A 13,891-nucleotide genomic window follows, 5' to 3' on the forward strand; every position below is an offset into this window, starting at 1 on the left:
CGTGGCTCATTGTGCAACTCATCGGGCAAGAACGAGGCTGACATTGCTGCCGCCGAACGCAAACGAATTGCTCATCGCGTATTGCGCGCCGCCTCGCGGCATGAAGCGTTCGCTAACGACCAGGTCCAGTGCGGGCAACGCGGGATCCGCCTCGCCGTCCCACAGATGACGCGGCAGCGGCACATTGTCATGCGCCAGCGAGAGCCACGTGAAGGCGAGTTCGGTGGCGCCCGCGGCGCCGAGCTGGTGGCCGGTCAACGGCTTGGTGCCGCTCGTCGCCACGCCTTGTGGAAACACGCGCGACATCAAACCCGCTTCCATTTCATCGTTCTTGCGCGTGGCGGTGGCATGCAGATTCACATAGCCGATCGCCGACGACTCGATGCCCGCATCGGCCAGCGCCGCGCGCAAAGCGAGTTCGCCGCCCACGCCTTGCGGGTCCGGCGACGAAATGTGATGCGCGTCGCTCGATTCGCCGACGCCCGCAAGCCGCACCGCCGCTTCGTCGCGGCTCATCAGGAACACGGCTGCGCCTTCACCGACGTTGATCCCGCAGCGGTTGCGGCTCATCGGATTGCTGCGCACGTTGCTGGTCGATTCGAGCGATGCGAAACCTTGCACCGTCAGCTCGCACAACGAATCGACGCCGCCCACCACGACGGCGTCGCACAGTTGCAATTGCAGCAGCCGGCGCGCGGACGCGAAAGCCTTCGCGCTCGACGTGCACGCAGTCGAGATGGTGAAGGCCGGACCATGCACACCCAGCACGGCGGCGGCGAACGGCGCGGCCGTGCCGATTTCCATTTGCCGGTAGTTGAAGTTCACGGGCAGATCGCCCGCTTGCGCCTGATAGACGAACGCCGCTTCGGCGGCCTCGATGCCCGACGTGCTGGTGCCGAGCACCACGCCGATGCGATGCGCGCCGTAGCGTTCGCGCGCCGCCTCGACAGCCGGCGCGATTTGCGTCAGCGCGGCGAGCAGCAGGCGGTTATTGCGGCAGTCGTAACGGGCGAGTTCGGCGGGCGGCGCGAGCTCCAGCGGCGCGAGCACGCTGCCGACGAACGCCTCGCCGATCCCCGTATGCGCGTTCGCCATACCCGGCGAACGACAGGCGGCGAGCGCCGGGACAATGCTGTCGAGGTCGCCGCCGAGCGCGTTGATCATGCCGAGCGCGTGCAAATAAACTGATGGCGCTTTCATGCGGCCCTCCTTGATTCCGATGGCATGCCGATCGGTGCGAGCAGCACCGAGACCGCGATGCCGAGCGCGAGCGTCGCGCCGAAACTCTTCAGCGCGGGCATCGCGCTCATGCCGAGCATGCCGAACGACAACAATGTCGTAGCCGCCGACAGCAGCACGCCCGTCCACACCGCGCCGAGATCCGCGTCCGCGCGCAGGCAGCCTTCGCGTAGGAATACGGCATAGTTTGCGCCCACGCCGAGCACGAGCATCAGCGCGAGCCAGTTGAACAGATTGAGCGGTACATGCGCATAGCCGAATACGGCCAGCGTGACGCCCACCGCGAGCAGCACCGGCAACGTCACGGCGATGCCGCCGCGTACTTTGTATTTCAGCATCAACAGAACGAGCACGAGTGCGAGCGCGCCGCCGAGCCACCAGCCGCTGTCCACGCGATACGCGCCAAACAGCTTCGACACGCTGGCGGCCTTGTCGACGAACACGACGCCGGGCAAGCCTTGCGCGGCCGCGATCAACGCGGGTTCGTTCTGCGGCGTCACGCCCTGCGGGATGACGACCGCCGCATAGGCTTTCGTCGACGAATCGACTTCGCCGAGCCAGAGGTGTTTGTACGGTTGCGACCACGGCGTCGCGAGCCACGTATCGATCGCGAGCGGCGCTTGTGGTTTCGCGTACGCGGCGAGCCAGGCGTCGGCGACTTCGTCCTTGAAACCGGCTTGCAGGAGCGTGGCGCGCAATGCGGCGCGGTCGTTGAAAACATGCTGCGCGAGCAACGCGCGATCTTCATTCTGCTGCTTCGCGGACGGCACGAACTGCGCAACCGACTGATAGCTGCCGACCTTGTTCGCGGTGCCGTTCAACGCATCCAGTTTCGTACCCAATGCTTCCGCGCGTTGCAACACGACCTCGGGCGTCTCGCCGCGCACGACGAAAAACTGCGCGCTGTTATCCACGCCGACAGCCGCACGCACTTTGTCTTCCTGTGCGACGAGCGCCGGATCGCGCTGGATCAGCAGATGGATATCGTCGTCGCTGGTCAGGCGCAGCCAGCCGGGAATCGCCAGCAGCAGCAACAGCGCTGCCACGAACCACGCCCGCCTGCCGCCGATCGTGCGATGCCACACCGTCAGCACGCGCGCCGCACCTGCAAAGACGCGCTTCGGGCTGCGTTTGGGTGCGCGCGTGAGCAACGCGGGCAGCAGCCACAGCACGGACGCGAACGCCGTCGTAATACCGGCAATCGCGAAACAGGCGATCTGCTTGAGCGCGGGAAACGGCACCCATGTGAGGATCGCGTAGCCGAGCAGGCTCGTCGCAAGCGCCACGCTCAACGCGGGACGCACCGCGCGCGCGCCGCGCCGTGCGTCCCAATCGCGTTGCGCGCCGAGATACACGACGAAGTACTGAATCGAATAGTCGACGGCCTCGCCGATCAGGCTCGCGCCGAACACGAGCGTCAACAAGTGCAGCTTGCCGAATACCAGCATCGTCACCGCCAGCGCGCAGACAATGCCAAGCGCGGTGGACACGAAGCCGAGCAACAACAGACGCGGCGAACGGAACACCCACATCATCAGCAGCGCGATGCCACATAGCGACGCGACGCCGATCAGATGCACTTCATGTTCCGACGCGCTGCGTGCCGACTCGGCGTAGAACACGGCGCCGGTTCGCGCCACGGAGACATCCGGGAACGATTGTTTTAACGTGCTTTCGCCTTGAGCGAGCGCCGCGAGCACTGCGTGCTGCGTTTTGGTTTCGTAAGCGGAGCCCGGTAGCGTCGCGACGATCAGCACGCTGGTGGCGGCACCTTGATGCGCGACCAGCATGTTGTCTTCGAGTTCGAGATTCGACGTAGCGAGCGGCAGGTCGCCGAGCCAGTGTTCGAGCCAGCCGAACGGATCGTCGGCGAGCGGCGTGGTGAGCCCGCCGCGCAGCGGGCTGTAGATGCGCTGGGCGAGCGCGTCGTGCAGCGTGGTAGTGACCGCACCGCCTGCGCCTCCCGCGAGCGCGGCGCGATCCGACGGCACCAGCAAGCCGAAGCGGTAAGGCATGTACAAGGCCGCGATCTGCGATAAATCGAACGGCGGCAACTCGGCCGTCACCGAACCGAACGCGCCGCTCTTTTGCAACGACGCGCCCAGTTGTTTCGCCGCGGCTTTCGCATGCGCGTCGTCGTTGCTGGTGACGAGAAAAACGGTGCGGTCGCCAAGCGCGCTCGCCAGTGTATCGACCGCCTTTTCGGCGACTGGGTCGGCCTCGGTCGCTGGCAACAGCGCGAGCAAATTGGTTTGCAGCGGCGACGGTCCCGCGAATCGCCAGCCGCAATACAGCGCCGCAACGAGCGCGAGCAGCAGCCACGCGGCGCGCATGCCCCACGCCTGTTTCGCGGATCGCTGTTGCAGCATGTCCATTACGGCGCCCCGAGCAGACCGCGTTCAGCCGCGGTGAGTTCGGTCACGGCCGCGCTCTTCGTGAATTCGAGCTGGGTGAGGTCACCGTTCGCGAGCGTGATGCGCAAGCGCTGCAGATAGTCGCCGCCGTTCATCTCCAGACCTTTGATCGACTGCGCGATCTGCGGCTGATTCGGCGTGAGTTGCATACGCCATTGCGCGGCGCTGCCTTCTGCTTGCACGTCAAATTGCGAGTACAGCGCCGATAGATCGCCGCCGAGCATCTTCGAGACTTGCGCGACGCCGCGCGTGCCTTGCGCGCTGTGAGCCGTGACGCGCTGGCCGTTGGCGTTGACTTCGCTCACGCCGGCATCGGTAATCACGTAGGTGGCTTTGTATGGCGTGTCGATCTGCCAGATCACCCCACGTTCGCGGAAGAACAGCAGCGAGCCGGTGCTCACGAGCGGCTGCTTCATCGCGGAGAGCGTTTGCGTCTGCGTGAATTGCGCGCGCACGCCCCTGGCCTGCGCGAGATGCGCGGCGATCTGCGAGACGAGCGCGGGATTGCCGGGCGCGGCTTCTTTCGTCGATGCGGCCGACGCAGCCGATGCAGGCTCCATCCCTACGACTGTCGCGGCGAGTACGCTCAGCGCGCTCAGTGCGCCCGCGATCACAGCGCGCAAATTCATCGTGCCCATACGCGCTCCAGCTTCTCGAACACGACCGGCGGCGAGACGAACTGCAACTCCTGGGTGGCGGCATCGACCGCGACCTGAATCGTATAACCCTTGGTCAGCCGCGTACCGGTCGCGCAATCGACGATTTCATAGCCTATTTTCAGGCGGTTCTCATGTTCGAGCATTTGCGTCCGGACTTCGATCTGCTGACCGTAGGTCGCCGGCTTCACGTACTTCAGATGCGCCTCCACGATCGGCCACAGATAACCCGATGCCTGCATCTCGCGATAGTCGTAGTCGAACGCGCGCAACAGCGCCGCGCGGCCAATCTCGAAGTACTTCAGATAATGGCCATGCCAGCACACGTTCATCGCGTCGACATCGTGGAACGGCACTTCCACCGTCGCGCTCGCGCTCAACACTTTGCGGGAACCGGTCATGCGCTCGGTCCTCCGCGAGAGTCGCTCGCCAGATCGCACGCGGCAATGCGCGCGGTCAGCGCGCGCAGATCGTGTTCGAGCGCGCGGTCTTCGTCGACGAACGGCGACTGCGCGCCCACGCTGTCCATGAACGCCCGCAGCGGCGCCGGCATCGGCGTCGCGCTATCGATCTTCAAGCGCAGACGCGCCGCTTGCACCGTCGCGAGCGTATGCGCGGCGGCGACCTGTTCGGTCAGTTCCAGCACACGCAGACAGTCGCGCGCGGCGATCGTGCCCATGCTGACCTTGTCCTGATTGTGCGCCTCGGTGGAGCGCGAAAAGACGCTCGCGGGCATCGTGTTCTTCAACGCCTCGGCAGTCCATGCGGACGACGAAATCTGCACCGCCTTGAAGCCGTGATTAATCGCGGCGCGCGCGGGCGCCGCGCCCGACAGATTGCGCGGCAAGCCGTTGTTGAAGTTCACGTCAACCAGCAATGCGAGCTGCCGGTCCATCAGGTCGGCGAGATTGGCGACCGCGACCTTCAGCGAGTCCATCGCGAAGGCGATATGGCCGCCGTAGAAGTTGCCGCCGTGCATAACGCGTTCGTTGTCGGGATCGATCAGCGGGTTGTCGTTCGCGCTGTTGAGTTCGTTCTCGACATCGCGGCGCACCCACGAAAGCGCATCGCGCGCCACGCCGATCACATGCGGCGCGCAGCGAATCGAATAACGGTCCTGCAGACGGTGGCCTGGCGTGTCGTCGCGGCCGGACAGGTCATCGCGAATCCATGCCGCGGCTTCGGCCTGGCCGGCATGCGGCTTCACTTCGAAGAGCATCGCGTCGAAGTGCGCGGCGCGGCCGTCGAGCGCGACGGTGCACAGTGCGGTCAGACGCGCGGTGAGCCGCGTCAGATGATCGGCGCGTGCGAACGCGAGACAGGCGAGACCCGTCATCACGGCCGTGCCGTTCATCAGCGCGAGTCCTTCCTTCGGCGCGAGCGTGAGCGGCGCGTGACCGAGTTCGGCCCACACTTCGCGCACGTTACGCAGATGCCCTTCGAACATCACGTCGCGCTCGCCCGCGAGCGCGGCGGCCACATACGAGAGCGGCGTGAGATCGCCGCTCGCGCCGACCGAGCCTTCCGACGGAATGCGCGGCAGCACACGGTGATTGACCAGATCGGCAAGACGTTCGAGCAACACGGGACGCACGCCGGAAAATCCATAGGCGAGCGAGTTAAGGCGCGCGGCGATCACCGCGAGCGTTTGCGCGTCGTCGAGATATTGGCCCATGCCACAGCCGTGATAGCGCGTGAGTTGCAGCGGCAAGGCTTCGATCAGTTCCATCGGCACGTCGACCACGCAGGCGTCGCCGTAACCGGTGTTGACGCCGTACACGGTCGCGCCCGCGGCCAGATGCCGGCGCAGGAAATCCGCGCCGCGCTGGATGCGCGCGCGCCATGCCGGATCGTCGCTCAAAGCGACCGGCGCGCGATGCTGCGCAATCGCGACGACCTCTTCGATCGTCAGCTTGCGCCCGCCGATCACCACCGCCGCGTCGCTCACATTGGCGCCCGCGTTCGGCACATCGATCAGATCATGTTCGGCCATTCGCGCCTCGCTTGGGGCTGGCCCAGAAATCGAAGAAATTGAACCATTGATAAGGTGCCTTGCGGCAATAGTGTTCGAGACGCACGGCATAGCGCTGCGCCCACGCGGCGAGATGCTGCGCGCGTTCACGGCGTGGCAGTTCGATACGTTCGGCGAACGGTTCGAAATACAGACGGTAGCCGTCGCGCTCTTTCAGGCAGAAGAACAGGTAGACCGGGCAGCCGAGCGCATGCGCGAGCACGTAGGGACCTTGCGCGAACGGCGCGGCCGAGCCGAGGAATTGCGCCTCGGTCGTGCGGCCCGCTTCGTGCGCGGGCACGCGGTCGCCGACGATCACCAGCAGCTCTCCGGCATCGACGCGCTCCTGCATCATCATCGCGGTCTCGGGACCGAAGTCGCTGACTTCGAGCAGATGCTTCGCGAACTCGCTATTGGCCGAGGCCAGGACGCTATTGAAGCGGCGCGCGTGTTCCGTATAGACGACCGCCGTCACCTTCGCATAAGCGCCCTGCGCGGCGAGCGCGCGGGTCATCTCCAGATTGCCAAGATGCGCGCCGATCACGAGCGCGCCTTTGCCGCTCGCCACCAATGCTTCGAACGCCGAAGGATCTTCGAATTTGACGTCGGCGTTGTTCACGCGCCCTGACCATGCCGCGAGTTTGTCGAAGCCCGATTGCGCGAACGCCAGCATATGACGATAGGCGGACAGCCAGCCTGGACGCGGTGTGTCCGCGTGCGGCGCAGCCTCGCCGAGATGCTTGAAATAGTTGCTGGATGCTTCGCGCGCGGCGCGGCCCGTCAGCAGAAAATACGCGACGATCGGATGCAGCCACAACGCGGTAAAGCGCCGGCCGAACAGCGTGCAACTCAGCGCGAGCAGCGACATGCCCAGATGGCTGCCGCGTTCGGCGATGCGCCACCAGTCCTGTTCGTTTTCTTGACCCTGCTCGCCCGCACGTGCGGAGCGGCGCGGCATGAGCTTGTGCGCGAGCAGCATCGGCAGACGCCACAGCATGCCGAACACGAGCCGCGTATGACTGCGGCTGATGCGCACGTTGTCCCACAGCACGTCGAAATGCGAGACGCCGTCGTTCGCGTAGGTGACGCGCGTTGGAATCGAGCGGAATGCCGCGCGCCGCCAATACAGACGCACGAGGATCTCGATGTCGAAGTCCATGCGCGTCGGCAGCCGCACGCTGTCGATCAGATCGCAGGCCAGCGCCAGCGGATAAAGGCGAAAGCCGCACATCGAGTCGCGAATCGTCAGCGAAAGCGTTTCGATCCATACCCATACGTGCGTCAGATAACGGCCGTAGAGACGCGCTTTCGGCACGCTCTCGTCGTAGACCGGACGGCCGAGAATCACCGCGTCCGGTTCGGCGCGCGCCGCTTCGATGAAACGCGGCACGTCGGTGGCGTCGTGCTGGCCGTCGGCGTCGATCTGCAACGCGTGCGTGTAGCCCGCCTTGCGCGCCGCGCGCAATCCCGCCATCACGGCAGCGCCTTTGCCGCCGTTCACCGGCAGACGCAGCAGCGTGAGCCGCCCGGCGTACTGCTGCGCGAGCGTGGCGAGCACCTGCTGGGTAGCCTCGTCGCTGCCGTCATCGACGACGAAAAACGGCAGGCCGTGCACCGCCAGATGCGCGACGGTCGAGCCGATCGCGTCCTTATGGTTGTAGATCGGAATGACGATGCATGGGGAGAACGTCATCACGCGGCCTCCCCGTAGACGATCACGCCCGACGCGCATTCACGGCCGTTCATGCGATAAGCAAACTGCACGCGCCGGCGCACCGCATCGTGCACGAGCGTGAGCTTGAGCACCGCGCCCGGCGAGACCGGCGCCATGAATTTCAGACGATCGATCGACGCCAGCCCGCGCACGCCAGGCACGCGCTCGGCGGCCAGACGCATCGCCCAATCGACCTGGACGACGCCAGGCAGAATCGGCAGGCCGGGAAAGTGGCCGGCGAAATGCACGAGCGTCGGCGGCACGCGCAACTCGTAGTGCAGCGTGTCGCCGCTGCGCGCTTCGGCGAGCACTTCCATGCCTTCGCTACGCGGTTCAAACGCGGCCGCCACGGCAGCGACCGGCAGTTTGCCGCGTGCGTCGAACGGCAGCGTGACGCGAAAACGCCAATGGCGCGGCAGCACGACGACATCGAAATATTCGGCGAGATGCCGGCGCAGGACTTTCGCGAGCGCCACGCGGCCTTCGTCGCGCAAAGCCGCGCCGCCCGCTTCGGTCAGCGCCACGACCGCGCCGACGCGCTCGCGCGAGGCGCCTTCAAGCGGCACGATTGCCGCTTGCGCTACATACGGATGTAGCGCGAGGCGCGCTTCCAGTTCCGGCAGCGAGACGCGTTTGCCGTCGAGCTTGAGCACGCGGTCGAGCCGGCCTTGCAGGCGGAAACGGCCCTCGGCGTCGAAGGCGATCTTGTCGTCGGTGCGATGCCAGCCGGCGTGATCGAGATGCGGCGAGCGGACGTTCAGCGCGCCGTCGTCGTCGCGGCGCACTTCGATGCCGGACACCGGTTGCCAGGCGTCGGTCTTATCCTGGCGCCGCCACGCGATGCCGCCGGTCTCCGTGCTGCCGTAAATTTCAAGCGGCGCGGCGCCGTACGCGCCGGCGTATTCCTGTGCAGCTTCGAGCGCGAGCGGACCGCCCGATGAAAAGAACGCGCGCGGCGCCGGCGTCAGGTCCGCGAAACCGGGCAATGCGGGCCAGCGCGACAGTTGCGCGGGGGTCGAGACGATCACCGCCGCGCCGCATTGGCCGATCTGCGTTTGCAGATGCAACGGCTCGATGCTCACCGCGCGATCGAATGCGCGGCCGGCTGCGAGCGGCCATAGCACGCGGAACAGCAAACCGTAGATGTGGTGATGCGGCACGCTTGCGAGCATCGTCGCGTCGCCGGCCAGCGCGCCCCACTGCCTTTCGAGCGTGTGCACTTCGGCGTTGAATTGAGCGAGCGTCTTGCGGATCGGCTTGGGGCGGCCGCTGCTGCCTGAGGTGTAGAGCGTGAGCGGAGCTTGAGGGTCGATCGGGTAAGCGGCGCGGGATGTGTGCGCTGAGGCTTCAGCAGCAAATGCGAACGGCGGCAAATCCGCATCCGTCAGCACCACTTCATACGCATCGGCAAGATCGGCGAGATAACCCGGCGTCGAGTTGGCCGGAATCACCGGCTCCCTGCCGCACGCGAACAGCGCAAAGAGCGCGCAGGCGAAATCGAACGGATCGTCGATGCACAGCGCGTAGCGTTGCGCGTCTCGCGTTTGCACGAGCGCGATCAGGGCGGCGACGCGTGCGCGAAACGCCGCGCGATCGAGCAGCGTGGCGCCGTCCCGGCATACGGGCGCATGCACCGCGGCGGCGTCGTCGGCCACCGACAGCAGATCATGCAACGCGATCATGCCGCCTCCGAGCGTGCCGCGCGCGGCAGCACGACCAGATAACGCCAGATGACCTCGGCCACCAGCAGCACGCCGATCAGCACATAGGCGATCGCGCCGTTGTAGAGCGACCAGCTCGCCCGGCTCCAATACAGCGCCGTGTACGCGGAAAACACGCCGTTCAGCGCGAAGAACGCGCACCACACCTGGGTCACGCGCAGCGTATGGCGCACCGCGCCCGGCGGCAGATTCGGATTGCCGAGGCGCGCGAATTTTTCGATCATCGACGGCCCGCGCACGAGCGTCGCGCCGAACGCGATCAGCAAGCCCAGATTGACGAGCGACGGATAAAGACGCAACAGCAGCTCGCTATTGGTCAAGACGATCGCCGCCGACGCGCAGCTCAGCAAGCCGACCACGGTCCAGTCGATGGAGGAGAGCCGCCGCAGCGAGGTCGCGACCGGTCCGCTGCCGGCCCAGCGCTGCAACCACAGGATAGCGAACAGCATGCAGCCGACGTAGCGCGGCGTGTCCCATTTCCACGCGCACAGAATCAGCGCGGGGTACGCGAGCTTCAACAGCACCTGCACGACGGTTTTGCCCAGATGGCGCTCAGTGCCGGGCGAGGCATCGGCGGCCCGGTCCGCCGCCGCTTGCGTTCGCGAGCGCACGGCGGACATCAGCCTTGTGCCGCCAGCAGCGATTCGACCGCACCGATCACATCGCCGACGGTGCGCACCGACTTGAACTCTTCCGGCTTGATGCGGCGCCCGGTCATTTCCTGCAGTTTGATCGCGAGGTCGACGGCGTCGATGCTGTCGAGATCGAGGTCTTCGAACAGATGCGCCTCGGGCGTGACGCGCTCGGGCTCGATAGCGAAGTTCTCTTTGAAGATGGCGCGGATGCGCTCCAGAATCTCTGCCTCGGACACGGTTTATTCCCCTTTTCTGGTTGTTTCGTTCACGGCGTGCACCGCTTCGCGCTGGCTCGCCACCAGCGCCGCCAGCGTGCTGATCGAGCGGAAGTGTTCGCGCGTGCGCTCGTCGTTCGCCGCGATGGTCAGTTGGTATTGTTTGCGCAGCACGATGCCGATTTCGAGCGCATCGATCGAATCGAGACCGATGCCGTCGGTATCGAACAACGGGGCATCGTCGTCGATATCGGCCGGGCTCAGGTCTTCCAGATCGAGAGCTTCGATCAGGAGCTGTTTAATTTCCAGTTTTAAAGAATCCATAATCGAACAGGTGCTGGGTAATGTGGGCTTCGACGGCGCTCGTCACGCTGCGCGCCGCGAGAGCCGGTGGGGTGTCATGGGCCGCGAGCTGGTCGACGCCGAGCGGCTCAAGCACGTTCACGCGCATTCTGAACGCGCGCGCCGGCACGTCGTACCAGCGCATCTGCTTGGTGAATGCCGGCGGGTCGCAGTCCATCAGCACGGGGACGATCGGCGCGCCGACCTTCAGCGCCATGTGCGCGAAACCGCGAGAAAACGCGTGCAGCCGATTCGGCGCGGGGCTGCGCGTGCCCTCCGGAAAAATGATCATGGTATAGCCTGCGGCCAGTTGCTTCGCGCCGGCCTCGACGAGTTGCGCGGGATCGGCATTGCTGACGTATTCCGCCGAGCGCACGATGCCCCAGAAACACGGATTGCTCCAGTGCGCGTTTTTCACCACGCAGCAGGCATGCGGCGTGAGCGACAGCAGCACCATCACGTCGAGATAGGTCGGGTGATTGGCGACCACGATCGCCGGGCCGCCCGCGCGCAACGCCTGCACGCCCGACACCTCCAGTTCCATCACGCCGATGCGTTGCAATACCGCGACCAGCGCGCGGAAAAACCAGTGAATCACGCTCGTCACCGCGAATTGGCGCGAGGCGCGGTGCGGCCAGACCCAGGCAAGCGGAAACACCACCACGGAAAACAGCACGCCGCACACGCCGAAGACCACGAAAGCCATGCCGGTCGCGCAGAATCGCCAGAAGTAATCAAGCCGCTCGGTCATGCCACCTCCAATGCCAGGTGGCGCCGGTGTTTTGCCAGGCGGCGGGCAGGCCGGTTTCCAGACAGTGCTGCAGCGCCTGGCTTTGGGTCGCGAAGAGGGTTTCCGGGGCGGCGCTTTTTGTGCCGTCTGTCCCGTCTGTCCCGTCTGTCCCTTCCATCCCGCCTGTTTCGCTTGCGCGGGTTGCGTTCAGCGGCGCGGAGTCTGACTGGCCTGCGCGCGACACCCAGCACTCCAGCTCGCCCGTCGCTGATTCGCTATCGAGCAGGATTGCGATCGCGCCGCCCTGCACTTCGTCTTCGATCGTGCCGTATGCCGGATCGGCCGGTTCGTCCGCGTAGACGAGCAGCGTCGGCGAATCCGGCTGCGTGGCATATTGCGCATGGGCTTCCAGAAGCGCGTAACCCAGCGTTTCCGCACCGGCGGAGATCGCACTCGCCGCGGAGCGGTCGCCGCGCGCAATGCCGAACACGCCGGTCATGGCATTGAGCACCGAGAGGCTGAAGGCGGTCGGCGAGACCGGCTCGCCCGCGCTGATAGCGCGCAAGATATCCGTGGTGCGCCGCAATTCGCCGTGCCGCGACGCGAACACGACCCGCACCGCATCTCTCGCGACACAATCGTGCGCAACCTTCAGCGCCACTCTGGACAGAGTGCTCAGGCGACGCCGCACGATCGGCTCGATGAAGCCGATATCGGGTGCGGCAGATGCGGCAGCAGGCCAGCTAGACCAGCGAGCGACCGGAATGGTCCAGTGCAGATCGGGCATATCGGTGTTCGCGCGTAGAAGCGAGGAGAGGCTGAAGCGCCTGACGGAATACGGCACCGTCACAGCGTGTACGCGCCGCGCGGACCGGCAATCTCCAGCCGGGGTCAATCCAATCTTCTTATATAGGGTTCAGCGGATTAACGGCACTTGGCCCTGATTATTTAGCCGCCTTTGTCAATTCGTCCGAAGGATTGTCGTGGGCGTCCTATGGTCGCCGGAATCATACTGAATATTCTCGGATAAATCAGCTTCGAAAGACGTATCCATCTGTATCCGTCTCTCTCAGGCGACGCCCGCATGACAAGCCATGGCACCGGCCTCCGGCGCCGTTTTCCGCCTCGTGAACGGACCGCTCTGCCCATCAGCGGCGCGGGTTGCCGCCGATTCGGGCTGGGAAATATCTCGCCGAAAGACGGCAATGCTTTCAATTTACTTTCTTAAAAAGTGTTTCATATTGGAAGGCGCTTGCGTTGTTAGCCGGCCTCATTTTGAATTCGTGGCGCACCGGCGACTCGGGGCTACTGTTCAAGCAATGCAAATGGGGTCGTGCAGATGCCCGATGGCGATATCGGGGCGTGGCGCGTTGCGCTCCCCGGCGTGGAAAAGCAGAACGGCCCAGCAGGGTGACCTGCCGGGCCGTTTATCTACCACCGACGCCGCCGTTTGACCGCACCGCCAGCCAAGGTACTCTTTACTGAACGACCTTCGCACCGGACGCCGGCACCGGCGCGGCGGCAGGCGCCGTGCCGGTCGCCACCATTTCGTTCGATTGGCCGCCACTCTTATCGACCGGAATCTTCACCGTATGAACCACGCCGTTGCCGAGCGGGAAATCGGCCAGCGCGCTACGCGCCAGATACGGCATGGCCCGAACCAGCGACGACTCGCCGCCCGTATTGCGCGCTGTCACGTTGTAAACCTCCTTGCCGCTCGCACGCTCGGTTATCCGCACGCCCAGCAAGTGGGTGAAGATCGGATAGCTCTGGTTCACGTAAGTGGCCGGGAATGCGCCCCACGGGCCCCACGGATCGAATGGCCGGCCATAGCCCCAGTACGGCGCCGGCCACGGGTTGTAATACACCGGCTCCGAGACCGTCACCATGTCCGAACGGATTCCGTAGGCCAGTCCGACCAGATAGCGCGCCTGCGCACTGTCGACCTGACGGAACGAATGCGTGGCGAGTTCGTTCGCGACCAGGCGCTCGTAGGTGGTGAGTTCAAGGTTGTTCTGCTGGTCCGCCGCTCGCGTGAACGCATAAGTTCGGGTGGCGTCGTTGCCGCTCCAGTCGGAGAAGGCTGTGACCTGAGTGGTGACGTAGGTCGTGCAGCCGGACAGCAGTACCATCAGTGCGCCTAGCAGCAGCGCGGCGTGACGGGTCCATCGATCGATTTTCATGGTCTACCTCGTGAAGCTTCCAAGTTGCCTT

13 protein-coding genes are annotated in these 13,891 nt (G+C 65.2%); all 13 read right to left on the minus strand.

All coding sequences use genetic code 11. From position 1 onward, the window contains the following. Positions 1 to 18: 18 nt before the first annotated feature. Positions 19 to 1,200 (minus strand): beta-ketoacyl-[acyl-carrier-protein] synthase family protein, encoded by a 1,182-nt coding sequence (locus ACFSNN_RS25025; RefSeq protein ID WP_134458084.1) that lies wholly within the window; start codon positions 1,198 to 1,200, stop codon positions 19 to 21. Then, complete coding sequence (locus ACFSNN_RS25030) at positions 1,197 to 3,614, minus strand: MMPL family transporter (RefSeq protein ID WP_134458083.1); 2,418 nt, start codon at positions 3,612 to 3,614, stop codon at positions 1,197 to 1,199. Before ACFSNN_RS25030 ends, ACFSNN_RS25025 begins: the two co-directional genes overlap by 4 nt. Next, entirely contained in the window at positions 3,614 to 4,291 is a 678-nt protein-coding gene (locus ACFSNN_RS25035) for an outer membrane lipoprotein carrier protein LolA (RefSeq protein WP_134458082.1), read from the minus strand. The genes ACFSNN_RS25030 and ACFSNN_RS25035 overlap by 1 nt, the downstream gene beginning before the upstream one ends. Beyond that, positions 4,279 to 4,710 carry an acyl-CoA thioesterase gene (locus tag ACFSNN_RS25040; RefSeq protein ID WP_134458081.1) on the minus strand — a complete coding sequence of 144 codons (432 nt, stop codon included), beginning with the start codon at positions 4,708 to 4,710 and terminating at the stop codon, positions 4,279 to 4,281. The genes ACFSNN_RS25035 and ACFSNN_RS25040 overlap by 13 nt, the downstream gene beginning before the upstream one ends. After that, the gene (locus tag ACFSNN_RS25045) at positions 4,707 to 6,302 is read right to left on the minus strand and encodes an HAL/PAL/TAL family ammonia-lyase (RefSeq protein WP_134458080.1); all 1,596 of its coding nucleotides are present in this window, start codon (positions 6,300 to 6,302) and stop codon (positions 4,707 to 4,709) included. Before ACFSNN_RS25045 ends, ACFSNN_RS25040 begins: the two co-directional genes overlap by 4 nt. Continuing rightward, a complete protein-coding gene (locus tag ACFSNN_RS25050) occupies positions 6,289 to 8,013 on the minus strand; it encodes a glycosyltransferase family 2 protein (RefSeq protein WP_134458079.1) in 1,725 nt (574 codons plus the stop codon). The genes ACFSNN_RS25045 and ACFSNN_RS25050 overlap by 14 nt, the downstream gene beginning before the upstream one ends. Next, positions 8,013 to 9,716, minus strand: a complete 1,704-nt coding sequence (locus ACFSNN_RS25055; protein ID WP_134458078.1) for an ApeI family dehydratase — start codon at positions 9,714 to 9,716, stop codon at positions 8,013 to 8,015. The genes ACFSNN_RS25050 and ACFSNN_RS25055 overlap by 1 nt, the downstream gene beginning before the upstream one ends. Continuing rightward, positions 9,713 to 10,375, minus strand: coding sequence for a COG4648 family protein (locus ACFSNN_RS25060; protein WP_134458077.1), 663 nt, complete (start codon positions 10,373 to 10,375; stop codon positions 9,713 to 9,715). The genes ACFSNN_RS25055 and ACFSNN_RS25060 overlap by 4 nt, the downstream gene beginning before the upstream one ends. Continuing rightward, positions 10,375 to 10,626 (minus strand): acyl carrier protein, encoded by a 252-nt coding sequence (locus tag ACFSNN_RS25065; RefSeq protein WP_007180827.1) that lies wholly within the window; start codon positions 10,624 to 10,626, stop codon positions 10,375 to 10,377. Before ACFSNN_RS25065 ends, ACFSNN_RS25060 begins: the two co-directional genes overlap by 1 nt. 3 nt (positions 10,627 to 10,629) lie before the next feature. Next, positions 10,630 to 10,929 carry a phosphopantetheine-binding protein gene (locus ACFSNN_RS25070; RefSeq protein WP_106283313.1) on the minus strand — a complete coding sequence of 100 codons (300 nt, stop codon included), beginning with the start codon at positions 10,927 to 10,929 and terminating at the stop codon, positions 10,630 to 10,632. Beyond that, the gene (locus ACFSNN_RS25075) at positions 10,904 to 11,698 is read right to left on the minus strand and encodes a lysophospholipid acyltransferase family protein (RefSeq protein WP_134458076.1); all 795 of its coding nucleotides are present in this window, start codon (positions 11,696 to 11,698) and stop codon (positions 10,904 to 10,906) included. Before ACFSNN_RS25075 ends, ACFSNN_RS25070 begins: the two co-directional genes overlap by 26 nt. Continuing rightward, positions 11,682 to 12,464 carry a beta-ketoacyl synthase chain length factor gene (locus tag ACFSNN_RS25080; RefSeq protein ID WP_134458075.1) on the minus strand — a complete coding sequence of 261 codons (783 nt, stop codon included), beginning with the start codon at positions 12,462 to 12,464 and terminating at the stop codon, positions 11,682 to 11,684. The genes ACFSNN_RS25075 and ACFSNN_RS25080 overlap by 17 nt, the downstream gene beginning before the upstream one ends. A 691-nt stretch (positions 12,465 to 13,155) precedes the next feature. Beyond that, the gene (locus tag ACFSNN_RS25085; RefSeq protein ID WP_134458074.1) at positions 13,156 to 13,860 is read right to left on the minus strand and encodes a DUF4136 domain-containing protein; all 705 of its coding nucleotides are present in this window, start codon (positions 13,858 to 13,860) and stop codon (positions 13,156 to 13,158) included. Between the last annotated feature and the right edge of the window lie 31 nt (positions 13,861 to 13,891).

Origin of the sequence: Paraburkholderia dipogonis (assembly GCF_042680985.1) — a bacterium.
Lineage (GTDB): Bacteria > Pseudomonadota > Gammaproteobacteria > Burkholderiales > Burkholderiaceae > Paraburkholderia > Paraburkholderia phytofirmans.